20 protein-coding genes, 1 tRNA gene and 1 pseudogene are annotated in these 24,229 nt (G+C 62.1%); 11 read left to right on the forward strand and 11 right to left on the reverse strand.

The genetic code is table 11. From position 1 onward, the window contains the following. The 3 genes and pseudogenes from LOC54_RS01765 to ubiM all read left to right on the forward strand — a co-directional run. Positions 1-129, forward strand: a pseudogene (locus LOC54_RS01765) (IS630 family transposase); the annotation flags it as partial. Between the two features lie 111 nt (positions 130-240). Then, entirely contained in the window at positions 241-834 is a 594-nt protein-coding gene (locus LOC54_RS01770) for a nitroreductase (RefSeq protein ID WP_279312142.1), read from the forward strand. Then, entirely contained in the window at positions 831-2,078 is a 1,248-nt protein-coding gene (gene ubiM, locus LOC54_RS01775) for a 5-demethoxyubiquinol-8 5-hydroxylase UbiM (protein WP_279312106.1), read from the forward strand. The genes LOC54_RS01770 and ubiM overlap by 4 nt, the downstream gene beginning before the upstream one ends. On the opposite strand, the gene guaD is transcribed toward ubiM, so the two are convergent. Beyond that, positions 2,020-3,348 (reverse strand): guanine deaminase, encoded by a 1,329-nt coding sequence (gene guaD, locus LOC54_RS01780; RefSeq protein ID WP_279312107.1) that lies wholly within the window; start codon positions 3,346-3,348, stop codon positions 2,020-2,022. The two genes, ubiM and guaD, sit on opposite strands and share 59 nt — an antisense overlap. A gap of 120 nt (positions 3,349-3,468) precedes the next feature. Continuing rightward, positions 3,469-3,729 carry a hypothetical protein gene (locus tag LOC54_RS01785; protein WP_279312108.1) on the reverse strand — a complete coding sequence of 87 codons (261 nt, stop codon included), beginning with the start codon at positions 3,727-3,729 and terminating at the stop codon, positions 3,469-3,471. A 296-nt stretch (positions 3,730-4,025) separates the two neighbouring features. On the opposite strand from LOC54_RS01785, the gene LOC54_RS01790 reads away from it, so the two are divergent. Further along, positions 4,026-4,223, forward strand: coding sequence for a hypothetical protein (locus LOC54_RS01790; RefSeq protein WP_279312109.1), 198 nt, complete (start codon positions 4,026-4,028; stop codon positions 4,221-4,223). Positions 4,224-4,298: 75 nt separating this feature from the next. Here LOC54_RS01790 and acs read toward each other — a convergent pair whose 3' ends face one another. The 4 genes from acs to LOC54_RS01810 form a co-directional block, all read right to left on the reverse strand. Continuing rightward, on the reverse strand, positions 4,299-6,269 hold the full coding sequence (gene acs / locus LOC54_RS01795) for an acetate--CoA ligase (RefSeq protein ID WP_279312110.1): 1,971 nt from the start codon (positions 6,267-6,269) through the stop codon (positions 4,299-4,301). A 116-nt stretch (positions 6,270-6,385) separates the two neighbouring features. After that, positions 6,386-7,303: a methylisocitrate lyase gene (gene prpB / locus LOC54_RS01800; protein WP_279312111.1), complete on the reverse strand. Its 918-nt coding sequence runs from the start codon at positions 7,301-7,303 to the stop codon at positions 6,386-6,388. Beyond that, positions 7,300-8,469 (reverse strand): 2-methylcitrate synthase, encoded by a 1,170-nt coding sequence (prpC, locus tag LOC54_RS01805; RefSeq protein ID WP_279312112.1) that lies wholly within the window; start codon positions 8,467-8,469, stop codon positions 7,300-7,302. Before prpC ends, prpB begins: the two co-directional genes overlap by 4 nt. A 64-nt stretch (positions 8,470-8,533) precedes the next feature. Next, positions 8,534-10,048 (reverse strand): MmgE/PrpD family protein, encoded by a 1,515-nt coding sequence (locus LOC54_RS01810; RefSeq protein WP_279312113.1) that lies wholly within the window; start codon positions 10,046-10,048, stop codon positions 8,534-8,536. 137 nt (positions 10,049-10,185) lie between these two features. Between LOC54_RS01810 and LOC54_RS01815 the strand changes: the two genes are divergently transcribed. The 4 genes from LOC54_RS01815 to LOC54_RS01830 all read left to right on the forward strand — a co-directional run bounded on the left by LOC54_RS01815 (position 10,186) and on the right by LOC54_RS01830 (position 16,474). Continuing rightward, positions 10,186-11,679 (forward strand): short-chain fatty acyl-CoA regulator family protein, encoded by a 1,494-nt coding sequence (locus tag LOC54_RS01815; RefSeq protein ID WP_279312114.1) that lies wholly within the window; start codon positions 10,186-10,188, stop codon positions 11,677-11,679. Positions 11,680-11,797: 118 nt separating this feature from the next. After that, a complete protein-coding gene (locus LOC54_RS01820) occupies positions 11,798-13,252 on the forward strand; it encodes a TolC family outer membrane protein (RefSeq protein WP_279312115.1) in 1,455 nt (484 codons plus the stop codon). A 54-nt stretch (positions 13,253-13,306) separates the two neighbouring features. Continuing rightward, positions 13,307-13,543, forward strand: a complete 237-nt coding sequence (locus LOC54_RS01825; RefSeq protein ID WP_279312116.1) for a hypothetical protein — start codon at positions 13,307-13,309, stop codon at positions 13,541-13,543. A 234-nt stretch (positions 13,544-13,777) separates the two neighbouring features. Next, positions 13,778-16,474, forward strand: coding sequence for a valine--tRNA ligase (locus tag LOC54_RS01830; protein WP_279312117.1), 2,697 nt, complete (start codon positions 13,778-13,780; stop codon positions 16,472-16,474). 32 nt (positions 16,475-16,506) lie between these two features. On the opposite strand, the gene LOC54_RS01835 is transcribed toward LOC54_RS01830, so the two are convergent. Next, positions 16,507-17,385: an EcsC family protein gene (locus LOC54_RS01835; protein WP_279312118.1), complete on the reverse strand. Its 879-nt coding sequence runs from the start codon at positions 17,383-17,385 to the stop codon at positions 16,507-16,509. A gap of 135 nt (positions 17,386-17,520) precedes the next feature. Here LOC54_RS01835 and LOC54_RS01840 point away from each other — a divergent pair, with 135 nt between their 5' ends. Beyond that, positions 17,521-18,045 carry a hypothetical protein gene (locus LOC54_RS01840; protein WP_279312119.1) on the forward strand — a complete coding sequence of 175 codons (525 nt, stop codon included), beginning with the start codon at positions 17,521-17,523 and terminating at the stop codon, positions 18,043-18,045. 69 nt (positions 18,046-18,114) lie between these two features. Here the strand turns inward: LOC54_RS01840 and LOC54_RS01845 are convergent, their stop codons facing one another. Then, the gene (locus LOC54_RS01845) at positions 18,115-18,843 is read right to left on the reverse strand and encodes a protein-L-isoaspartate O-methyltransferase (RefSeq protein WP_279312120.1); all 729 of its coding nucleotides are present in this window, start codon (positions 18,841-18,843) and stop codon (positions 18,115-18,117) included. Between the two features lie 224 nt (positions 18,844-19,067). Between LOC54_RS01845 and LOC54_RS01850 the strand changes: the two genes are divergently transcribed. Next, a tRNA-Cys gene (locus tag LOC54_RS01850) sits at positions 19,068-19,141 on the forward strand. Positions 19,142-19,290: 149 nt separating this feature from the next. On the opposite strand, the gene sucD is transcribed toward LOC54_RS01850, so the two are convergent. Both sucD and sucC read right to left on the reverse strand, forming a co-directional pair. Then, positions 19,291-20,166, reverse strand: coding sequence for a succinate--CoA ligase subunit alpha (sucD, locus tag LOC54_RS01855; RefSeq protein WP_279312121.1), 876 nt, complete (start codon positions 20,164-20,166; stop codon positions 19,291-19,293). Then, the gene (sucC, locus tag LOC54_RS01860) at positions 20,166-21,365 is read right to left on the reverse strand and encodes an ADP-forming succinate--CoA ligase subunit beta (RefSeq protein WP_279312122.1); all 1,200 of its coding nucleotides are present in this window, start codon (positions 21,363-21,365) and stop codon (positions 20,166-20,168) included. Before sucC ends, sucD begins: the two co-directional genes overlap by 1 nt. 307 nt (positions 21,366-21,672) lie before the next feature. On the opposite strand from sucC, the gene LOC54_RS01865 reads away from it, so the two are divergent. Beyond that, positions 21,673-23,352 (forward strand): OprO/OprP family phosphate-selective porin, encoded by a 1,680-nt coding sequence (locus LOC54_RS01865; RefSeq protein WP_279312123.1) that lies wholly within the window; start codon positions 21,673-21,675, stop codon positions 23,350-23,352. 12 nt (positions 23,353-23,364) lie between these two features. Here the strand turns inward: LOC54_RS01865 and LOC54_RS01870 are convergent, their stop codons facing one another. Continuing rightward, positions 23,365-24,126, reverse strand: a complete 762-nt coding sequence (locus LOC54_RS01870; protein ID WP_347709379.1) for a helix-turn-helix domain-containing protein — start codon at positions 24,124-24,126, stop codon at positions 23,365-23,367. Positions 24,127-24,229: the final 103 nt, after the last annotated feature.

The raw sequence follows: 24,229 nt of genomic DNA on the forward strand, positions 1-24,229 counted from the left end.
CTCTCAAACAGAATCTTCAAAACCTATGACGATATCGTTGATATCGCCTGCCATGCCTGGAACCAGATCGTCGAACAGCCTTGGCGCATCATGTCAATCGGACTGCGTAATTGGGCGCATAGGTTCTAGCAATCAATGGTTGGTATAATCAGCCAGGCACGCTCTTCTCTTGGCTTGCGGGCAGTCCTGGTCCATGTTGCCCCCGATATGCGCCAAGGAGTCCTGCCTGTGCCCTCCCCGATGGACCTTCTCCTGTCCCGAGCCTCTGCAGATACCCTGCACGAACCGGCCCCCTCCGGCAGAATTCTGGAGACCATTCTTTCCGCCGCCATGCGGGCGCCCGATCACGGAAAACTGCGCCCCTGGCGGATGATCACCGTCAGCGGCGATGCGCGACGCGACGTGGCCGAACGGATCGTGGCCAGCATGAAACGGCTCGATCCGGACGTGCCGCAGGCAAAGATCGACAAACGCCGGCACCGCTTTTCCACAACCCCGATGACGATCATCCTCGGCCGCCACCTGCGCCCGGACAACAAGATTCCGCTGATCGAGCAGGACCTCGCCGTCGGAGCCGCGGCGATGAACATCCTCAACGCCCTGCATTTCGCCGGTTTCGGCGGTCTCTGGGTGTCCGGAGAGATGACCTGCGACCCGGTCCTTGCCGCAGAGCTCGGCTTTCCGGCCCCGCATGCCCTGGCGGGCTTCATCTTCACCGGCACGCCTGAGCCGGACCGCACCCTGCCGAAGCGGCGCGATGTCACGGATTACGTGGCGGAATGGAACGGAAAGCCGGTCAGCTTCGGCGCGGATCAGGGAAAGGTGGCAGAGTGAGCACGGAGCTCTATCCGGAAGAGAGATCAGACATTGTCGTGATCGGCGGCGGACCGGCCGGACTGGCCGCAGCCATATCACTGTCTGATGCCGGATTCCGCGTGACCGTTCTGGAACAGGCACCGGAGGCCGTGTGGGAAGCCCCGTCCTTTGACGGGCGCGAGATTGCCCTCACACATCACTCCCGCACCCTTCTGGAAGCCGCCGGAGCCTGGGAACGCGTGGCACCGGACGCGATCTCGCTGCTGAAGGAAGCACGGGTCGAGACCGGACGCGGACATCACCCGCTGATGTTCCATGCCCCGTCTTCCCAGGACGAACCTCTGGGCTGGCTGGTCTCCAATCACGAACTCCGCCGCGCCCTGTTCGCCTCCGCACGGGAGCGGAACGGAATCACGCTCTGCCCGCAGAGCCGTGTCGCGACGGTGCGGCGCGGCCAGGACGCGGATTACGTCCATGTCGTGAGCAGCGGAGAAACCCGCCGGATCGCCGCCCGCCTGGTCATCGGCGCGGACGGACGCTTCTCCCCGACACGCAGACGGGCCGGAATCGGCGCGATCGTGCATGATTTCGGACGGATGATGATGGTCTGCCGGATGGCGCATGACGTGCCGCACGACAACGTGGCGCTGCAGTGGTTTGACGAGGGGCAGACGATCGCCATGCTGCCGGTGCAGGGGCAGGCCTCCTCGCTCGTCCTGACCCTGCCGCCGGAGGAAACCTCCCGGCTGCTGAACATGGAGCCGGAAGCGTTCGCAGCCGATATCATGGCCAGAACCGACGGGCGCTTCGGAGAGATGCGCCTGATCAGTACACGGCATGTCTATCCGCTGAAATGCGTCTATGCCCACCGCTTCGCCGCCCCGCGCCTGGCCCTGATCGGAGATGCGGCAGTCGGCATGCACCCCATCACCGCCCACGGATTCAATCTCGGCCTGCGCGGTCAGGAAACACTGACGCAGGAAGTGTCCCGGGCCGCAGAGCGGGGGGAGGATATCGGCGCACTCTCCGTGCTCCGGCGGTTCGAGCGGCGGCACCGCCATGTCACGATGCCCCTTTTCGCCGGAACGAACGGGATCGCCTCGCTCTACACGCGCGACGGCCTGCTCCCCGGACTGGTGCGCCGCGCCGGTCTGCGGGCCGCAGAGATGATGCCGTTCTTCAGAAGCGCCGTGACGCGGATGCTCACGGACCCGGAGGAGACTCCGGCCGCTCATACACGCGCCGCCCGCCTGCCCAGGTAGCGCGCACGCAGCGCGCGTCACCAAGCGTCATCAGCACGAAAAGCTGGTCCTGCACGGTGTCGCAGCGCTCCAGCCGCCAGCGGAGGAAATCGTCCGTCCCCCCGTCAAGCACGCAGAGATCGGCCTCCATCCCGACCGCGATGCTGCCGATCCGGTCCTCCAGCCCCAGAGCCGCCGCCCCGCCGCGCGTCGCCAGCCAGAGCGCCTGAACCGGGTGCAGCCGGTGCCCGCCGATCAGCGCGACCTTATAGGCTTCCCCCATCGTGCTGAGCAGGGAAAGGGATGTTCCCGCCCCCACATCCGTCCCCAGCCCGACATGAACCGGCCGGGCTGCAGCCACCGCGTCAGACAGGCGGAACGCACCACTGCCGAGGAACAGATTGGAAGTCGGACAGTGGGAAAGAGCCGCGCCGGTCTCGTGACACCGGCACAGATCAGGCTCGTCGATATGGATGGCATGGCCGAAAACCGATCTGCGGCGGACCAGACCGGCCCTGTCATAGACATCGAGATAGGACCGGCTTTTCGGAAAAAGCTCCGCAACAGCCCGGACTTCTTCCCGGTTTTCCGCAAGATGCGTCTGCAGGAACAGACCGGGCGCTGAATCAAGAAGATCCCCCGCAGCCTCAAGCTGCTCAGGCGTGCTGGTGATGGCAAAACGCGGCGTGACGGCATAGGACAGCCGGTCCTTCCCGTGCCATTTTGCAATCAGATCCGCAGACTGATCATAGCCGGTCCGGACCGTATCCCGCAGGGCCTCGGGCGCGTTGCGATCCATCAGCACCTTTCCGGCAATCATCCGCAGGCCGAGCTTCTGCGCCTCGGTGAAAAAGGCATCGGCGGACTGCGGATGTACGGTGCAGTAAACAGCCGCCGTGGTGGTCCCGGCACGCAGCAGCTCATGCAGGAACCGTCCGGCCGCTTCCGTCGCAACAGCAGGGTCCGCAAAGGCAGCCTCGGCCGGAAAGACATAGCGCGTCAGCCATTCCAGAAGCTGCTCACCATAGGAAGCGATGACGGATATCTGCGGATAATGGACGTGGGTATCGATAAAACCGGCGGAAATCAGCGCGTCCGGATAATGCGTGACCGGCGTTCCGGCAGGCAGATCAGGGGACAGCTCCTGCCAGGAGCCGGCAGCTTTGATGATACCGTCCTCAATAAGGATCAGAGCATCTTCCGTGACATTGAGACACTCAGAGGGCGGCGCCAGGAACGGGTTGTCACGAAACGAGAGGGTGGTACCGCGCAGGGCGTGGGAGGAGGTCAAGGAGGCCTGTCCGCATCAGCTTCAGATCGCCCGATGCTACATGAAAAGCGATCGGATGCGGAATGTTTCCATCCGGTATATACCCGGGTAAAAATATTTTACCCGGGTATATAAAGCCGTTCAGGCCGTCACATCGAGGGCCTGGTCATCCTGTGCGCCCGCACTGCGTTCGCCCGAGGTGCTGGTGGAGATCACATTGCCGTTCGCATCCGTGACGGTGGTGGTGATGGAGCCGTCCGCGTTGACGGCGGTGGTTGTGGTGTCTCCCGATGAGGAGGACGAGCCGGATGAGTCTGTGGCCTGGGAGCCTGAGGCGGAGGATGATGAGTCCGTGCTGAACAGGCTGCTGATGCTGTCTGATGAGATGGGGGAGAGGCTCATGATTCTGCTCCTGCAGAGAGTGAGGAATGAGGATGCAGGGTGATCCCGGGAGGCTTACCGTGGCGTTAATACCCGGGTGACGAATTGAAACGATTTGTATGAGACGTCAGGGCAGACAGGATTTCCGGAGGAGGTAAACCGGGAATTAATATTTCTCGGGGATTGTGCCGGTCGTTAACCGTCTGAATTTCCGCTGGCCGGGGCGGGTGGAGACAGCGAGATCAGCCGCACAAAGGCCATGAAAAGGCTCTTTTACTGCGGCAGCTCCGAGAGCCTGCAAACCGGAGCGGCGTGTCATGTCTGAATCGTATGTTATTGAAGTGGATGGAATATTTCTGGGGACCGCCCTGTGCGTGCCGCAGGAAAACGGGAGAGTCCGGTTCTATGCCACGCATGAGAGTGTGAGAGATCTGCATCTGCAGGAGATGGCGCATCTACCTGAGCTGCGCCGGCAGGTTGCGGTCCTGTCCCGTCGCGGGATGTGCGTGGCCTGAGCGACGGCCTGAACGGGAAGAGCCGGCCTGCAGGGGCAGACCGGCTCTTTGTGTTACATTCCGGAAAATAAAGTATCAGACATTTTCGCTCTGATTTTGCCGGGCGACGTCTGCGATCAGCGTGTCCACGACCGAGGTGTCGGCCAGGGAGGAGAGGTCTCCGAACTCTCCGGTCTGGCCTTCCGCGATCTTGCGGAGCAGGCGGCGGACGATCTTTCCGGAGCGCGTCTTGGGCAGTTCGCTGACGAGATAGACCTTCTCCGGCGCGGCATAGCGTCCGACGTTTCTGCTGATCACGGCTGCAATGTCTTCGGGACGGACGCCGGAGCGGCTGGCGCGGGTGACGACGAACACCACGATGCCCTGACCCTTGAGATCGTGCTGTATGCCGACGGCGGCCGCTTCCGCAAGGCGGTGATCGACGGCGACGGCGTCCTCGATCTCTGCCGTTCCGATCCGGTGGCCGGAGACGTTGATGACGTCGTCCATGCGTCCGGTGATCCAGTAATATCCGTCCTCGTCCCGGCGGACGCCGTCTCCGGTGAAGTATTTGCCTTCAGAGAAGGTGAAATAGGTTTCCCTGAAGCGTTTGTGATCCTGCCAGATGGTTCTGGCCTGTCCGGGCCATGAGGTGGTGATGCAGAAGCAGCCTTCCGCAGCGCCTTCGAGCACGTTGCCTTTATCGTCCGTGACGACCACTCCGATCCCGGGCAGGGGTTTCGTTGCAGATCCTGGTTTCATGGGCGTTGCACCCACGACCGGTCCGAGGATGATGCCTGCGGTTTCGGTCTGCCACCAGGTATCGATGACGGCGGCACGGCTTTTGCCGATCACTTCATAGTACCACATCCAGGCATCAGCGCTGATGGGTTCTCCGGCGGTGCCCAGGCTGCGCAGCGAGCTGAGATCGAAGGTGCCGGGGAAATCGTCTCCCTCGCGCATGAGGGCGCGGATGGCTGTGGGTGCTGTGAACAGGCTCGTCACGCGGTTGCGCTGGATGATGTCCCACCAGCGACCGGCGCGCGGCCATGAGGGCAGGCCTTCGTACATCAGGGTTGTCGTGCCGTTTGCGAGCGGGCCGTAGACGACGCAGCTGTGTCCCGTGATCCAGGCGATATCGGCCGTGCACCAGTGCACGTCTCCGGGTTCCTGCGGATAGACGGTTCCGAAGGTATAGGAGGCCCAGACCATGTATCCGCCGGTGGCATGGACGATGGCCTTGGGTTTTCCGGTGCTTCCCGAGGTGTAGAGCAGGAACAGCGGATCTTCCGCGTTCATGATCTCGGGCTCGCAGTCTGCGGACTGGTTTTTGATGAGATCCGTAAAGCGGATGTCGCGGCCGTCCTTCATGGGCACCTCGTCCCCCGTGACGGTGACGACGATGACGTTGCGGACCGCACCGATGGTGCCTGCGTGTTTCAGGGCTTGGTCTATGGCGGTCTTGTGCGGGATGCGTTTTGAGCCGCGGCGCGCCGTATCGGCTGTGATGACGGCGACGGCGCCGCTGTCCACCAGGCGTTCACTGATGCCCTCGGGGGAGAAGCCGCCGAACATGACCACGTGCGGCGCGCCGATCCGGGCACAGGCGAGCATGGAGATGAGGCCTTCCGCGACCATCGGCAGATGGATGGCGACGCGGTCTCCCTTCTTTACCCCGAGGCTGCGCAGGGCGTTGGCGGTCCGGCTGACCTGTGTGTGCAGTTCGCGATAGGTGAGCGTTCTGCGGTCTCCGTCGGTTTCTCCTTCCCAGATCAGGGCGGGCTGATCCGCGCGTTCCTTCAGGTGCCGGTCGAGACAGCTGACGGAGGCGTTGAGGCGTCCGTCCTCGAACCAGCGGATCCGGACGTCTCCCGTGAAGCTGGAGGTTGAGGCACGGGTGGGGTCCTGTGTCCAGGTGATCCGCTTTGCCTCGTTCAGCCAGAAACCGTCGGGATCGCTTTCCCCGAAGGCGACCAGTGCGTCATAGGCGGCGGTCTGCCCGGGTGTGACGCCGGCGATGATGATCTGCGGCTGGAGCTCGTGCGGTGTGGGCGTGACTGAGGACATCTCACCTGTTCTCCTGAGACAGCGAGCCCCGCCTGTGTGAGGGGCGGGGTCTGTCTGGTCTGATCCGGACTGTTCGGTTCCTGCTCCGCCGGTCCGGCAGCGGCGGGGGTGTGTGGTCAGGGGGTATCGAGGGTGGGCAGGACGGTTGCGACGATGGTCTGATCCAGGGATTCGTATTCGTGGTAGCGCAGGGTTTTGTAGAGTTCCTCGCGGGTCTGCATCTCTCCGACGACGGCCTCGGTGCTGCCGTCGCGGGCGATGGTCCGGTACAGTTTTTCCTGGGCCTTGTTGGCGATACGCAGGGAGCTGACCGGCCAGATGATCATGGAGTAGCCCATGTCCGCGAACTCTGATGCGGTATAGAACGGCGTGCGTCCGAATTCGGTCATGTTGGCCAGCAGTTTTACGCCGGGCATGCGTTTTGCGAACTCGCGGAACATCTCCTCTGTGGTGAGGGCTTCGGGGAAGATCGCGTCCGCACCGGCCTCGATATAGAGTTTTGCGCGTGCGACGGCCCCGTCCATGCCTTCGGAGGCGGCGGCGTCGGTGCGTGCGACGATCACGAGATCACGTGCGGCCTTTTTTGCGGCATGGACCTTCATGGCCATATCCTGCGGCGTGGCGAGTTTCTTGTTGTTCAGATGGCCGCATTTCTTGGGCAGGATCTGGTCCTCGAGGTGGACGGCACCCGCGCCTGCGTCCTCGAAGGTGCGGACCATGTTCATGACGTTAAGCGTTTCTCCGTATCCCGTATCTCCGTCCACGAGGAGGGGGAGGCCGGAGGAGCGCACGATCTGGCGGACGAAGAAGGCGACCTCGTCCACGGTGATGATTCCCAGATCCGGCAGGCCCATGCTGGCGGTCATGGCGGCACCGGAGAGATAGAGCGCGTCAAAGCCTGCGTCTTTTGCCTGGAGTGCGGCCTGACCGTTATGGGCACCGGGAAGCTGCAGGATGCCCGGCGCGTTGAGGAGCTCGCGGAAGCGCCGTCCTGCGGGGACCGGGTTGTGGCTGGTGCCTTCGAGCCAGATCATGCTGCTTTCTCCAGTGTTCCGCGTTTGCTGATGTGAATGAATTCGCGGTTTTCGGGGCCGGTATATTCGGCGGACGGACGGATGATCTTTCCGTTCTCGCGCTGTTCGATGACATGTCCGCTCCAGCCCGTCGTGCGTGCGATGACGAAGACGGGTGTGAACATGGCAGTCGGGATCTGCATCATGTTGTAGGAAACGGCGCTGAACCAGTCGAGATTGGGGAACATCTTCTTGGTTTCGGCCATGACGCTCTCAAGGCGTTCCGCGACATTGTAAAGCGTCATGGAGCCGGCCCTGCGTGACAGTTTCTCGGCGCAGCGCTTGATGATTTCGTTGCGCGGGTCCGAGATCGTATAGACCGGGTGACCGAAGCCGATGATGACTTCCTTGTTCTCGATGCGCCTGCGGATGTCGGCTTCTGCTTCATCCGGCGTGCGGTAACGCTGCTGGATTTCGAGCGCGACCTCGTTGGCGCCGCCGTGTTTGGGGCCGCGCAGGGCGCCGATGGCTCCGGTGATGGCGGAATACATATCCGATCCGGTTCCGGCGATGACGCGTCCTGTGAAGGTGGAGGCGTTGAATTCGTGTTCGGCGTAGAGGATCAGCGAGATGTGCATCGCGCGAACCCATTCTTCAGGCGGTTTCGTGCCGTGGAGCAGGTGCAGGAAATGTCCGCCGATGCTGTCGTCATCGGTTTCCAGCTCGATCCGGCGTCCGTTGGTTGCGTAGTGATACCAGTAGAGCAGGATGGAACCGAGGGAGGCGATCAGGCGGTCTGCGATGTCGCGTGCGCCGACGGGGTTGTGGTCTCCGCGTTCGGGCAGGGTGCAGCCCAGGATGGAGACGCCGGTACGCATGACGTCCATGGGATGGGCGGCGGGCGGGATGTTTTCCAGCATGCGCTTGAGGTTTTCGGGCAGTCCGCGCAGGGCTTTCAGCCGTGCCTTATAGGCGGCGAGCTCACCCGCATCCGGCAGATGGCCGTGGATGAGCAGATGCGCGACTTCCTCAAACTCGCAGGATTCGGCCAGATCGTGGATGTCGTATCCGCGATAGTGCAGGTCGTTGCCGGAATGTCCGACGGTGCACAGGGCGGTGGTTCCGGCTGTTACGCCGGACAGAGCAACGGATTTTTTTGCTTTCCGGGCCGGGTTGTCCTGGCTCATTGTTCGTGCTCCCTGGTTGCGGACTGCCGTCTCCGGCAGTCCTGTCCCGTTTTGCGTGCGGTCTTTACTTCCGGTACCCGAAGATTCCGGTTTTCGGATTGCTTTTGAGGCTGCCCTTCGGGAGGGAAATCTCCAGCTTGCAGAGTTCCTCGGGCTTCAGCTTCGGGAGGCGCTGGGCGATCTCCAGGAAGCGTTCGATTTCGGAGGCGGCGAGGATATCCTCCGTCAGGGTCCGGAATTTCCTGATGTAGTCCGGGCGCGTCCAGGGAGTTGATCCGAGGGGGTGCGCGTTGGCCACGGCCAGTTCATCCGCGATGACGGAGCCGTCATTCATGGTGATGGTGATGCGGCCTCCGAAGGCTTTTACCGACGGGTCCGTGGCGTGGTAGCGCTCGGTCCATTTCGGGTCTTCAATCGTGCGGATTTTCTTCCACAGACGGACCGTGTCCTCGCGCTGTGCGCGCTCGGGCTGGTAGGAGCGGACGTGGTGCCAGGTTCCGTCCTGCAGGGCGACCGCCACGATATACATGATTGAGTGATCGAGGGTTTCGCGGGAGGCTGTCGGATCGAATTTCTGCGGATCGTTGGAGCCGGTGCCGATCACGTAGTGGGTGTGATGGCTGGTTTCGATCAGGATATCCTTCACGTTCTCCCAGTTGCTGACCTGTTTGCCCAGCCTGAAGGCGAGGTCGATCAGGGCCTGGCTCTGGTATTCCGCCGAATGTTCCTTCGTGTAGCTGTCCAGGATGGCGCGCTTGGCTTCTCCGGGGCCGGGGAGCGGCACGGAGTAGCGTGCGTCCTTGCCGTCGAGCATCCAGGCGATGACGCTGTCCTCTCCTTCGTAGATCGGGCTCGGGGAGGTTTCGCCCAGCATGGCGCGGTCCACGGATTCGACGGCCATCTTGCCGGCGTGGGACGGGGCGTAGGCTTTCCAGGAGGAAATCTCGCCCTTACGGCTCTGGCGTGTTGCCGTCGTGACGTGCAGGGCCTGCTGGACGGACTGATAGATCGTCTCTGTCGGCAGACCGAGCAGGGTTCCGAGACCGGCGGCGACGGACGGGCCGAGATGGGCCACGTGGTCGATCTTGTGCTTGTGCAGGCAAATGGCGCGCACGAGATCGATCTGGATTTCGTATCCGGTTGCGATGCCGCGGATCAGGTCGTGGCCGTTGCGGCCGCACTGCTGCGCGACGGCGAGAATGCCGGGGATATTGTCGCCGGGGTGTGAATATTCGGCTGCGAGGAACGTGTCGTGGAAATCCAGTTCACGTACGGCGGTGCCGTTGGCCCAGGCAGCCCATTCCGCGTGGACACGGATGTCGGGGCCGCAGCCGAACAGGGTTGCCCCGCCTTCGCGGCTGTGGGCCAGGGCTTCGGCCCGGGCGGTGAGGATCGGGTGACGGTTGACGGAGGCGATGGCGACGGAGGCGTTGTCGATCACGCGGTTGATGATCATCTCCTCGACCTCGGGGATCACGTCCACCGGGTCTGCGGCGACTTCTGCAATCTTCCATGCGAGCTGCTGCTCTCGGGGAAGGCGGTCGCTCTCGGGATGAACCCTGATATCCAGATGCTGCATATAAAAACTCTCCGGGAAGCAGGTCCCTGATGATTGTCTGCCGGGCTTCAGAATTACGCTGCACAGAGGGAGGCGGCTATGGTGAATGACGCGAATTGATGCGAGGCTGAACGTCTGTTTTGCAAAGGTTGCGAAGAATGCCGAAAGCCGCGTCCAAGATTTTTGCCGGAGCACGAATTCGTGATTTACGGCTGAAAAAGGCCATGACGCAGGCCGATCTGGCGCGGGGTCTGGGCATTTCAGGCAGCTATCTGAACCAGATCGAGAATGAGCAGCGGCCTCTTCCGGGGCCTCTGATGTTAAAACTGTGCAATCTGTTCGGTGTGCCTGCGGGGTATTTCGGGGACAGTGACGAGCTGCACCGGATTCAGGCGCTGCGTGAGATCATGGGAGATCCGCTGTTTCGCAATGCGGGCATGAATCCGGCGGATATTCAGGCCTCCGCGACGCGGGCGCCCGTTCTGACGGACCGGTTCATCACTTTGTATCGTGCGTGGCGTGCCGGGGTGGAGCGGGAGATTCCGGAGGATGCCGGCATGGCGGAGGCGTCCGAGCCGGGCCGGATCAGCGGGGGTGCGGGTCTGGAGGCTCCGGAGGGTGCGGGGCCTGCGCCGTATGATGCGGTGGGGGACTGGGTGCAGGCGGCGCGGAATTATTTTCACGATATCGACCGGGCAGCGGAGGAGTTTTACGAAACCGAGCGGCTGGGGGAGGGGCTGCTCTCGGAGCGGCTGATGAAATATCTGTCGGACCGGCACGGGATTCGTGTGGTGACGGATCATGATCTGGACCGGGATGGTCTGGCGTGGAGGTTTGACCGCCGGGGGCGGCGTCTGATCATGGCCGACGGGGTTCCGTCGGAGAGTATGATTTTCCGTGTGGCTCAGGTGATCGGCCAGCTTGATTTCAGCCGTGTTCTGGATCGTCCCGTGCGGAGTTCGGGTCTTCCTTCGGGAGATGCGCGGTCGATTGCGCGTGTGGGTATGACAAATTATTTTGCGGGGGCTCTTTTGCTGCCGTATGAGCGGTTCCGTCAGGCGGCACGGGAGCTGCGGCATGATCTGGACCAGCTTCAGCGCCGGTTCGGGGTGAGTTTCGAGCAGGTCTGCCACCGGCTGTCCACGTTGCAGCGCCCGGGGGCGGAGGGGCTGCCGTTCTATTTCATCAAGACCGATATCGCGGGGAATATTCTCAAGAGCTACAGCGCGACGCGGTTTTCCCATGCGCGCTTCGGGGGGTTATGTCCGCGCTGGAATGTTTTCCGGTGTTTTGCCAGTCCGCTGCAGCTTCAGGTGCAGTTGTCCCGAGCGACGGACGGGTCTTTATATCTGAATGTGGCGCGCACGGTGGGTCATGCGGCGACGTCCTATTTCGACCGGCCGCGGCAGGTTGCGGTTGTTCTGGGCTGTTCCGCGGCGCATGCGCAGGACATTGTCTACAGCGCGGGTCTGGATGCGGATGATGAGCGGATGGTGGTTCCGATCGGGCCGGGCTGCCGGGCCTGCACGCGCACGGACTGCCGCCACCGGGCGGTTCCGCCGGCCGGTATGGCGATTGATACGGGGAGCGAGGAACGCGGTGTTGCACCTTATCGGACGCTGGAGAGACGACCCGGACAGGAAATATTATAGTTTCCGGAGTGTAATATACCGGTCTGCGGGTGGCTTGCGGGTGGAAAAATCTTCCATAGCGTGGCATGAGCAGCATTCGTTACGGCGCCCGGAAGACGGGGCACTGAGGAGGCAGGGTATGCGGCAGGTATGGAGTGCAGGGTTCGGGCTTACGGCCATGCTGTACAGCTCCACTGCGCTTGCTCAGAAATATGACGGGAGCGGTGCACCGTCCTATATCCCGCATACGATGCAGGAGGCTCTGGCCTCGGCCTATCTCACGAATCCGACGCTTCAGCAGGAGCGTGCGACGCTGCGTGCGGCGGATGAGGGGGTGCCGACGGCTCTGGCGGGCTGGCGTCCGAAGGTGACCGGCACGTTCGGTGCGACCTATTACACCGGCCGGAGCGTGTATGCCGGAAGCCGGTCTCTGGATCAGCCGCTGGCACCGTCCACGGGCAGTTTCAACCAGTATGACGTGCCCGGCTATACTGCCGGTGTGCAGATCCAGCAGCCGATCTATACCGGTGGCCGGACGACGGCGCAGACGCATCAGGCCGTCAATAAGGTCATGGCGGAGCGGGCGCATCTGATTTCGGTTGAGCAGCAGGTTTTTACCAACGTTGTCAGCGCCTATGTGAACGTGATCCAGGGTGAGCAGCTTCTGCAGCTGAACATCAACAACGAGCGCGTTCTTGAGGAGCAGCTCAAGGCGACGACCGAGCGATTCCATGTGGGTGAGATCACCCGGACGGACGTGGCCCAGGCTCAGGCGGCCTATGCGTCCGCCAAGGCGCAGCGCCAGCAGTCCGAGGGGACGCTGCAGACGGCGCAGGCGACCTATATGCAGATCATCGGCATGGCGCCGCCGCCCAATCTGGTTCCGCCTCAGCCTCTGGCCCTTCCGGTCAAGAGCGAGAAGGAAGCCGTGGCGCTTGCGGTGGCCAATAATCCGGATGTGATCGAGGCTCTGTTCAGCGAGGCTTCACAGAAGGATGCGGTTTCGGTTCAGATGGCAGCTCTGATGCCGACGGTGTCTGCCACTGCGGCCTATCAGCACAGCCGGAACCAGCAGTCCAACCGGTCTGAGAACGATTACAAATCCGCGACCCTGAACGTTCAGGTGCCGATCTATCAGGGGGGTTCGGAATATGCGGCCGTCCGTGAGGCGAAGCAGCAGGCTCAGGCGCAGCACAGGGCGGTTGATATCCAGCGCCGGACGGCGGCTCAGGCAGCGTCTTCGAACTGGCAGAAGCTGATATCCTACAAGGCGGCGATTGACAGCAACCGGGCAGCGATCAAGGCGGGTTATGTTGCTCTTGACGGTGTCGAGCGTCAGGCGATCGTGGGCACGAGCACCACGCTTGAGGTTCTGCAGCAGCAGAGCACTCTGCTTTCCGCGCAGGTGGCTCTGGTGCAGAGTCTGAGCAGCATGGTGACGTCATCCTATGCGGTGGCGTCTGCGATCGGGCGTCTGACAGCGCGTGATCTGCATTTGAATGTTCCCCTTTATGACGAACAGGCGTATTACAATGCGGTCAAGGATCGTCTGTGGGGGATCAATGACTATGCGGTCGGTCAGCCGGGGCGCTGATGCACGGGCGGTTGCGGGTGCCGGATTGCAGAACAGAATAAGGGCTGGAAAAGCGTGAGTGACGACGGGCAGAATTCAATAGAGAACGTGCAGGCGGCTCTGCGTCAGCTTCTGCAGAAGCAGAAGGAGGCCGCGTCTTCACCCCGGCAGCCGGTTGCTGAGGCACCGTCGCTGTCTCCGAAGCTGTTTACTAGGACAGAGGAGAAGATGAGCGAGGAAAGAACTTCGTCGGAAGAGACGTCGTCGCAGGCCGCTGTTCAGAAGGAAATCGAGCGTCTCAGCGAGGGCTGATATGCTTTTCCGGGCCTGCCATCCGTGCGGGGCCGGGGATTTCTGATCCGGGGATTTCCGGCGGCGTCCGTGCTGTCGGGAGAAACCGGCGACCGGCCGGGGCCCTTGTGGCTTCCGGCCGGTTTTTTTTGACGTCCGTGTATCTGCGACAGAGGAGCGTGTCCTCTGTCCTGTTCCGTGTCTGCGGGATATATGAACGTTCTTTCCTATATGATGTGCTGTGGTGACTGAGAGATGCTGAACAAGACGTTCCTTCCGGGCGAGGCTGAATCCCGTCTTTATGCTCTGTGGGAGGCGTCCGGGTCTTTTTCCGCGCATCCGGAGAGTGCCGCGGCACCGTTTGCGATCATGATCCCGCCGCCGAACGTGACGGGAACCCTGCATATCGGTCATGCTCTGACCATGACCATTCAGGATACGCTGATCCGGTGGCGCAGGATGCAGGGGCGTGATGCGCTGTGGCAGCCGGGGACGGACCATGCGGGAATTGCGACCCAGCTTGTGGTTGAGCGATCTCTTGCGGAACAGGGGATATCCCGGACGGAACTGGGACGTGAGGCCTTTACGGACCGGGTCTGGGAGTGGAAGGCGGAGTCCGGCGGGGCAATCACGCAGCAGCTTCGTCGCCTTGGTGCGTCTCCTGACTGGCAGCGCGAGCGGTTCACTATGGATGAGGGTCTGTCGCGCGCGGTGCGTGAGGTGTTTGTCACGCTGTATCGCGAGGGTCTGATCTATCGCGACCGGCGGCTTGTGAACTGGGACCCGTCCTTCCGTTCGGCGATTTCCGATCTTGAGGTGGACAGCCGGGAGGTGCGCGGGTCTCTGTGGCATGTGTCCTATCCGGTTGAGGGGAGTGAGGAGACGATTACGGTTGCGACCACGCGGCCGGAGACGCTTCTGGGCGATACGGCGGTTGCGGTGCATCCGGAGGATGAGCGTTATACCGCGCTGGTCGGGAAATATGTGGTTCTGCCTCTGACGGGGCGGCGGGTGCCGATTGTTGCCGACACCTATTCCGATCCCGAGAAGGGCACCGGTGCGGTGAAGATCACCCCGGCGCATGATTTCAATGATTTCGAGGTGGGTCGCCGGCATGATCTGCCGATGCTGACTGTTCTGGATGAGAGCGCCTGCGTGGTTCTGGATGAGATTGCGGATGAGATCCGCGAGATCCCGGGGCTGGCCGATCCGGCGTTTGTCCGCGGGCTTGCCGGGCTTTCGCGTGATGTGGCGCGTAAGGAGATCGTCGCGGAGCTGGAGCGTCTGGGGCATCTGGTGAAGATCGAGCCGCATGTAAGCCAGGTTCCTCATGCGGAGCGTGGCGGGGCGATTGTCGAGCCGCGTCTGACGACTCAATGGTACTGCGATGCCGGGAAGCTGGCGGTCCCGGCGATCGAGGCTGTGGAGAGCGGGAAGGTTTCTTTCGTTCCGAAGCAGTGGGAGAACACGTTCTTCGCCTGGATGCGGGATATTCAGCCCTGGTGCATTTCACGCCAGCTCTGGTGGGGACATCGGATTCCGGCCTGGTATGGTCCGGATGGCGAGGTTTTCGTCGCGCATGATGAGGCGCAGGCTCTGGAGCAGGCGCGCGGGCATTACGGGCGTGACGAGGTGCTGGTCCGGGATGAGGATGTTCTGGACACCTGGTTCTCTTCCGGGCTCTGGCCGTTTTCCACGCTGGGCTGGCCGGAGAAGACGCCTGAGCTTGCGCGGTATTATCCGACCGATGTTCTGGTGACCGGGTTTGATATCATTTTCTTCTGGGTTGCCCGGATGATGATGATGGGTCTGCATTTCATGGATGACGTGCCGTTTCGCACGGTTTTCATTCATGGTCTGGTGCGCGACGAGCGTGGTCAGAAGATGTCCAAGAGCAAGGGCAACGGTCTTGATCCTCTCGAGGTTGTTGAGGAATTCGGTGCGGATGCGCTGCGGTTTACGATCTGTGCCCTGACGGGGCAGGGGCGTGACGTGAAGCTGGGTCCGAAGCGGGTTGAGGATTACCGCAGCTTCATCACCAAGCTGTGGAACGCGGCGCGTCTGTGCGAGATGAACGGGGTTGTTCCGGCTGCGGGATTTGATCCGTCCTCCGTCCGGTCCTCTCTGTCCCGCTGGCTGGTTCATGAGACGGGACAGGCGGTCCGGGAGGCGACGGCGGCTCTGGAGGCGTGCCGTTTTGATGATTATGCGGCGGTTTCCTACCGCTTTGTCTGGAACTGTTTCTGTGACTGGTTCCTGGAACTGGCCAAGCCGGTTTTTGCGGGCGGGTCTGAGGCGGAGGCCGCAGAGCTGCGCGGTGTGACGGCCTGGGCTCTGGAAACGATCCTGCGTCTGCTTCAGCCTGTCGTTCCGTTTGTGACGGATACGATCTGGTCATCCATGGGATTTGGTCCGTCCGGCGGGCTGATGTCCGCGTCCTGGCCGGAGGCTGTGGCTGTTTCCGGGTCTGAGGCCGCCTGTGCGGAGGTGGGCTGGGTGATCCGGTTCATTACGGAGATCCGCACGATCCGGTCTGAGATGAACATTCCGCCGTCCCGTCCTTCTCCGGTGCTTCTGCGTGATGCGTCTGAGGAGACGGTTGCGCGGGCGGGGCGCTGGCAGGAGGCGATCGGGCGTCTGGCGCGTGTGTCGGAGGTCGGGGTTCTGCAGGGGGATCTGCCGTCCGGTGCGGCTCAGACGGTTGTGGATGAGGCGACACTGGCGCTGCCTCTGGAGGGCCTGATTGATCTTGATGCGGAGCGGGCGCGTCTGGCGAAGGAGCTGGAGCGTGCGGAGGGTGAGATTCTCAAGACGGAGAAGAAGCTCGCCAATCCCGACTTCATTGCCCGCGGCAAGCCGGAGGTTGTGGAGGAGACCCGTCAGCGTCTGGTGACGCAGCTGGGTGAGCGGGACCGTCTGCGGGCCGCGCTGGAACGGATCGGGGGAGTCTGAGGACTCCCCTTTTCTTTTTGTTTGTCCGGGATTTATGCGGCGGCTGAGGCGTCCTTTGCAGCCGCTGCACGGGCGCTGGCGGCTTCGCGCAGGGATTCTGCCGTATCGCGCACGACCGGGCCGTGCTCACGCTCAAGGCGCCGGATTGTGAAATGGGCGCGTGCGAGGGCGCGGTAGTGGTTGAGGAAGGCGGCATTGAGGGCGGCACCGCACAATGCGCCTGCGACGGGCATCATCTGCACGCTGAGTTTCTGTCCCAGGGCGAGGCCGTAATGTGAGGCGACCTCGGAGATGAGCATCACGACGGGGCGGCCGCGCAGCAGGGTGCGGGAGGAGAAATAGCCCAGTTCGCTTTCCCGGCCTTCCGCGATGTTGGGGAAGGCGCGCAGGGCGAACACCTCAAGGCAGGCCCGGCGCGAATCTTCCTGTGAGAGGTCTTCTCCCTCTTCACGGGCGATGCGTGCGATCTCGCGCATGATCGTGACGGTTGTGAAGGCGATATCGGGTCCGAAGCCTGCCAGACCTGCGAATCCGCCGGCAGCTCCGGAGACGGCGACGGCGGCCTTGAGGACGTTGCCGCGCATGTCCGGTCCGCCGCGTTCCTGGGCGGCGCGGGCTTCGGCCTGTTCCTCGGGGGAGGCGGCGTCACGCAGGCCCAGGATGGCGATATCGAAGGCGCGTGCGATGGAGGATTCGGCAAGGCCGCGCAGCTTGCCCTCGATCAGCGGGTTCAGTCCCAGCGCGCGGGCTCCGAGACGTGTGGCATGGCCGACGGCACCGCCCATGAGGTCAGCCAGCCGGACCAGGACGCCGCGTCCGCTTTCGACCTGGCTGAGTGCTTTCTCGAGCTCTTCCAGTTCCGTTCCCGAGAGCGGGAGGGGTGCCAGATCACTGCCCTGTGCAACGTTCATCGCGTATGTTCCTGACCTGAAAAGAATTACAGACTGTGACGATAACGTATACTGACGGCGCCGGGCTGCAAAACATTCGTTGACGATCTGCGTTGCAGGGTGAAGAGAATGGCTCAGGACGACTAGGAGGGTCTGATGAAAAAAAGAGATGGCCGGTTTCCGGCATATTCAGGCACCGGCGCCCTTCTGTGTGCCTCTGCTGCGGTTTTTCTGGGGCTGATGCCCTGCGATGCGTCCGCGCGTCATCCGTCACACGCGCACAGGACGCATACTCCGTCTGCTTCGGCTGCATCCTCTGCCGCTTCCGGCGGGGTGGACGGCTACGGGCGTCCGGCCACTTCGGCGCGTCCGATCGAGGATCAGGAGGGCGCTCCGCCGCCGCCGGACGGATATACGCCGATTACGGACACGGATGTGACGATTCAGGCGTTCTCCTCCCGTGTGCGGGCGGAGAAGCCTGCGGATATCGCGCCGCCGAACGCGCAGCAGGTGACTCGTCTTCCCGGAGCGCGGCAGATTGATGTTCTGGGTGTGCCCGTGACGGTGAACGCGCCAGTCGTGCCGCCGTATAACGGAGATTTTACCTACACGACCTATGGCGGGCAGCCAGGTTCGGGCCGGAATGCGCCCGGTGCCTGGGGAGCGGCCGGAGAGCCCTGAGCCAGAGCCCCCCCGAGCCGGTCTGTCCGGAGGAGCACATCCTCCGGACAGCGTTATTTCAGGGGGATGTCAGAAGGAGAAGCCGGCTTTCGGGGCGAATTCGGGAATACAGGGCACGTCCACGTCGAACTGCCTGCGGATTCCCCATCCTGTTCCGTTTTCCGTGCTCCCGTTTCTTTCCGCAAGAAAGACCGAAGCCGTTCCGTTATCGCGGCGGAGGATACCTGCGATGCGTCCGCCTTCCGCAAGCTGTGCGGAGCAGAAGGCCGGGATTTCGCTGATGGCGCCGTCAAACAGGATGAGGCTGTAGGGACCCCGCTCCGTGTTGCCTTCCGCCAGGGGGCCTTCTTTCCAGGTCACGCCGGGTGCGGCATGCGTTGTGAAGGCCTGTCCGGTTTTCAGCAGTTCGGGTGAGGATTCGAGGGCCGTGACCTTTGCGCCCAGCCAGTCTGCGAGGGCCGCGAGATACCCCGGGCCTGCGGCTGCGACCAGGATGTTCTCTCCGGCGACGATGCGTGCGGCCTGAAGCAGGCGTGCTGCGATCATGCTCTGCATCAGTATACGACCGTTTCCGAGCGGCAGGGAGCGGTCCGCATACGCGAACTGGCGCACGGACCCGCTGAGGCAGTCTTCCCTGGGGATCACGCGCATGGCTGCGATGATGCGCGGATCGCTGACCTCGACCGGACGGACCTGATCATTGACCATCCGGAAGCGCGCATCCGCGAAGCTGTTCGCGTCGGCCCTGTCACGTGTGAGGAGCGCTGTGTCTCCGGCCGGAGTGTTTGTCGTGGACACGTCTGCGGATCCTCCCTGATCGGAAAAAAACGGGCTCGGAAAAACCGTGCCGCCCTGATGCGGCTTCGGGCCGGAGGACCGGCTTTCCGACATACTTACAGGATGGGCTTATACCCTGACCAGCCTGCCGATGCACACAACGGCTTGACCGTGCGGGTTTACGATCAGTGAGGACAGGGGCTTGACCGGGGCGTGAGGCCAGGGAATAAGACGGCATCCCGTCTGGTCCGGTGGCAGAATGGTGATGCAGCGGACTGCAAATCCGCGTACGTGGGTTCGATTCCCGCCCGGACCTCCAGACGTGTTGCCTGACGTCCGGGATGATAGTCTTTCCTGAAATTATCAGATCAGATTTAAAGGCGATTATATCGTCTGCAGGTGCTTTGCCGTGCTGCTGAAGACCGGCGGGCTGCAATATGAGCAGCCGCCTGTATCTGTGACGGTTCTTTATCCCCTGAGAACGGCCTGAAGCGTGGTGCCGAGGTCTGCGGCGGTGGGGGCGATGTGCACGCCTGCGCTGCGGAGTGCCTCGATCTTGGCTTCTGCCGTATCGTCTCCGCCGGAGATGACGGCGCCTGCGTGGCCCATGCGGCGGCCAGGCGGGGCCGTGATTCCGGCGACGAGGGCGACGACGGGTTTTGTGGTTCTGCTGTCCTTTATGAGGCGCGCGGCGTCGTTTTCCGACTGTCCGCCGATTTCTCCGATCATGATCAGGGATTCCGTTTCAGGATCGGCGAGGAACATTTCGACGATATCCGTGAAATCGAGGCCCTTGATCGGGTCTCCGCCGATTCCGACGCTTGTGCTCTGGCCCATGCCCAGGGCGGTTGTCTGTGCGACGGCCTCATAGGTCAGGGTTCCGGACCTGGAGACGATTCCGACATGGCCGCGCCGGTGGATGGGGGCGGGCATGATGCCGATCTTGCATGCTCCGGGTGTGATGACCCCGGGGCAGTTCGGTCCGATCAGCCTGCTTTTCGAGCGGTCTAGTGCGATGCGGACGCGCAGCATGTCCTGCACGGGGATACCTTCCGTGATGCATACAATCAGCGGAATCTCGCAGGCGATGGCTTCCAGAATGGCATCGGCGGCACCTGCGGGAGGGACGAAGATGACGGTGGCGTCCGCATGGAGCTGCTGCTGTGCCTGTTCGACCGTATCGAACACGGGCAGTCCGAGATGTGTTTCTCCGCCGCGCCCGGGGGTGACGCCGCCGACGAGTTTCGTGTGGCAGGCGAGGGTTTCCTTCGAGTGAAAGGTTCCGTGTGCGCCGGTGAAGCCCTGGACGATGAGTCTGGTGTGTGTATCGACGAGGATGGACATCAGGCGGCCCTTCTGGTGCGGACGGCGGTGACGATTTTGCGTGCGGCGTCTCCGAGATCCGTGGCGATGATGAGGTCGAGGCCGCAGGAGCGGATCATGGCCATGCCTTCCTCCACATTCGTTCCTGCGAGGCGGATGACCAGCGGGACGTTCAGTCCGGTTTCGCGGCAGGCGGAAATGACGGCGTCCGCGATGATGTCGCAGCGCATGATTCCGCCGAAGATATTGACGAGTACGCCTTCGAGGCCGGGGGCGCTGAGCAGGACGCGGAAGGCGGCTCCGACTTTCTCGCGCGAGGAGCCGCCGCCGACATCGAGGAAGTTTGCGGGGGATTCGCCTTCCTGGTGGATGATGTCCATCGTGGCCATTGCCAGCCCCGCGCCGTTGACCATGCAGCCGATGGTTCCGTCCAGGCTGACATAGGACAGGCCGAAGCGTGCGGCTTCCTGTTCGCGGGGGTCTTCCTCGTTCGGGTCGCGCAGTTCCTGGATCGCGCGGTGTCTGAAGAGGCCGTTATCGTCGAAGCCCATTTTCGCATCGAGGGCGAGAAGCGTGTTGTCTTTCGTGACCACGAGGGGATTCATCTCGATCAGCGAGGCATCAAGCGTCGTGAAGGCCTCCCAGGCGGCATGGACGATGGTTGCGAACTGTCCGATCAGCGGCCCGTGCAGTCCGAGCCGGGTCGCGAGTTCCCGGGACTGGTGATCGGCAAGGCCGAGTGAGGGCGAGATCCTGATCTTCATGATTTTTTCAGGCGTCTTCGCCGCGACGTCCTCAATGCTCATGCCACCGGCTTCCGAGGCGACCACGGTGATACAGCGTTCGGTGCGGTCGATCAGGAGCGAGAGATAGAGTTCGCGGTCGATGGCGCATCCGGCCTCGACATAGAGCCTGCGTACGACCCGGCCCTGCGACCCGGTCTGGCGGGTGACGAGTGTGCGGTCGAGCATCTCGAAGGCGGCGGCCCTGGCTTCGGCTGCGGTTTTCACCAGTCTTACACCGCTGCAGGCCGGGTCTCCGACGTAGTGTCCGGCGCCTCTGCCGCCTGCGTGGATCTGTGCCTTGACGACGAACAGATCGCCTCCGAGTGATTTTGCGGCATCCCGGGCTTCGTCCGGCGAGCGGACGGCGATGCCGGGTGGTACGGGGACGCCGAAGGACTTCAGCAGTTCCTTGGCCTGATACTCATGAATGTTCATTCTTCATTTCCGTAGCCCTGAAACGACGCCGTCTTGCGGGGGCAGGGCATACTGTTCCTTGCAAAACCGTTGCACCTTTAACGGGATGTCTCAAGGCGCGGTCGAACAACTTTCCGGGACCGGGCTGCGGTCTTATTACACTATATAAAATAGTTTATAATTTTGTATTTCAAAATTCCACTTAATCAATTGACAGATTGACGCCGATAATAACCTATTATGGCAGTGAGATAAACACTTAAAATCGTAAAATACGATTCATTGTGACATTTCGCTCATATGTTTCACTATTTTTTCAGGTTATAAAATGTCCGTACCTGTCCGATTTGTCCTGCTGGCAGCGTCTTCTCTTGCGGCAGGGGGTATGATGTGCGGAAAGGCGTATGCGGAGGACCCTGAGGTCCGGGCGCTGCGCGGTGAGCTGGCGGCCATGCGGCGCGAGGTTGCTCAGATGAGGCAGGAAATGCTTGCGCAGAAGCATGAGCGGCATCATGCCACCAGGGTTTCAGCCCGAGGCGCGAATGCCACCCGTCCGGCGCACGACACGGAATCTGCGGCGCATGGTGTACGGATTGCGGATGCCGGACCCGAGGTTACTCCGGTTTTTTCTGAGGTCACTCCGCGCAGGCCTCCGGGGCCGCGCCGGGCCTCTGAGGGCCGTCTGTCCCCGACAGATCTTCCGGCGGAGTCCTGGGCTGCCTTCCGGGCGGCCACGAATGAGAACGAGGAGGTCCAGATCGGCGGGATCAGGGTCGGGTTTCCGAACTGGCGTCCGACGATTTCCTCTTCTGACAGTGTCTATGCTTTTTCCGCGGGTATTCTGGCCCAGCTTGATTTCGGAGGGTTTCTGGGGGCGGGGCCACGTGCGGGGGAGGGCAAGGGAAAGTTTCCTTCCTTTGCCCAGAATGCACGGCGGATACGGCCGAACTTCACCTGGCGTTACAGGAACTGGGTGCTGACGGTCACGCCGGAATTCGGTTCCTCCACGACGGATGGCAGCGTCGGTCTGTTTGAGGCCAGCCTGAACTATACGCGTCTGAGAAATACCGTCCTGACGGTCGGGTATTTTCAGCCGCGTATGGAGGAGGAAAGCGCAGAGCGTTCCGGGGCGTTTGAGTTTCTGGAGCGTCCTGCGATTGTCGATATCGTCCGCAATATCGCGAGCGGGGCCGGGAGGTTCAGTATCGGTGGTGAGCACCATGAGAAGCGCTGGCTGGCCAATTTTTATTTTACCGGTCAGAAATTCGGTGATCGCAACAAGGATTCCACGATCACGGACACTCAGACCGGAGCTGTGACGCGTATTGCCGGGCGTCCCTACGCAAGCCGGGACATTGACGTGCATGTGGGCGCGGGGGCGACGGCGGCGTTCAAGGTGTCGCAGAATACGAATGGCCGTCAGTATACGCTGACGAACAATACGGAAATTCCGCTGGGCGAGACGAATCTTCTGACGTCAGGCGTGCTCAGTAACGTGGCGCAGATATGGGCTGCGGGTCCGCAGCTTGCGGTGCGGTGGAAGAAGCTTCTTGTGAAAGGGGAATATTACCATATCGGCGTTCTGCGCGGGCGCCAGGATGGCGGCGGCAGGCTTCCGTCTCTGGGGTTTGACGGGTGGTATGTCGCGGCGAATTATACGCTGCTCGGCCACGGGCGGGGATATAATTCACAGATTGCCGCGTTCACCACGCCTGGTGTGGAGTATGACTTTGATCCCGTTCACAATCACTGGGGTGCTCTGGAAGTCAGCGGGCGCTGGAGCGTTGCGGATATGAGCGATCTGGCGGATCAGGGCGGCAAGGGGGTCAATGGCAATCAGCAGACTTCCTGGCAGGCCGGGTTCAACTGGTATCCGAACCGGCACATCAAATTCATGCTGGATTATGAACGGTATATCGTATCCCGCTCGAAGGGTGTTTCCGGAGGGGTCAATCTGTTCGGCCGGAACGGCAACGTGATTGTCGGCAGGGTTCAGACGTCTTTCTGACGCCTGTCCGGTCTATCCCTCGAGCGAGAGTGTCCGGAGGCGTTCGCGGGAGCGGATCTCGATCATGCGATCCGCTCCTGTCCGGATCAGGCCGTCCTGGCGCATCCGGCTCAGTGTGCGGCTGACGGTTTCGATGGTCAGTCCGAGATAATCCGCGATATCCGCACGTGTCATGGGAAGATGCAGGACGATGCTGTCCTGTGTGTGTTCGCAGTCATCCGCGGCGATGCGTGTCAGCAGGAAGCTTGCGACGCGTTCGCGTGCCGTTTTACGGCCGAGCAGGAGCATCTGATCCTGGGCGAGCACCAGTTCGTGGCTGGCTTCATTGAGGAGCCGGCGTTCGAGCTGCGGAAACCGGTTGACCAGGGTTTCGAGTTTTTTACGCGAGAACCGGCAGAGTGTGACGGCTTCGACCGTTTCCGCGCCGAATCCGTAGGTTTCCGTAACGGCGAGTCCGATAAAGCATCCGGGGCTGCCGAATCCGGTGATCTGTCTGCGGCCGTCGGGCAGGGAGCGGAACAGCTTCACGGTACCCTGGGTGACGTTATAGAAGCACCAGGCGTCCGTGCCTTCTTCTATGAAGATATGTCCCGGGGGGAAGGAGATGCGTTCGGAGACCTGGTAGAGTGCGCTGAGTTCTTCGGGAGAGAGGACGCTGCAGACGCCGCTTCCGCGGGCCCTGCAGATCTGACAGACCGGGGGATCACCGCCTTCTGCGGCGAAGAAGCAGTTCTCCGGAAAGATGGCAGGTCTTTCGGAAAAAAGTGAAGTCACTGCGTTCTCCTGTCGGACGCAGTTCTGGTCTGACGCCCGGAATGAGATGTCTGGCTGTTCCGGCAGGGTTCTGACCTGCCGGTATGTCTGCCGGTGTTACAGG

This window comes from Acetobacter sp. AN02, assembly GCF_029759835.1.
In the GTDB taxonomy this organism is placed as follows: Bacteria; Pseudomonadota; Alphaproteobacteria; order Acetobacterales; family Acetobacteraceae; genus Acetobacter.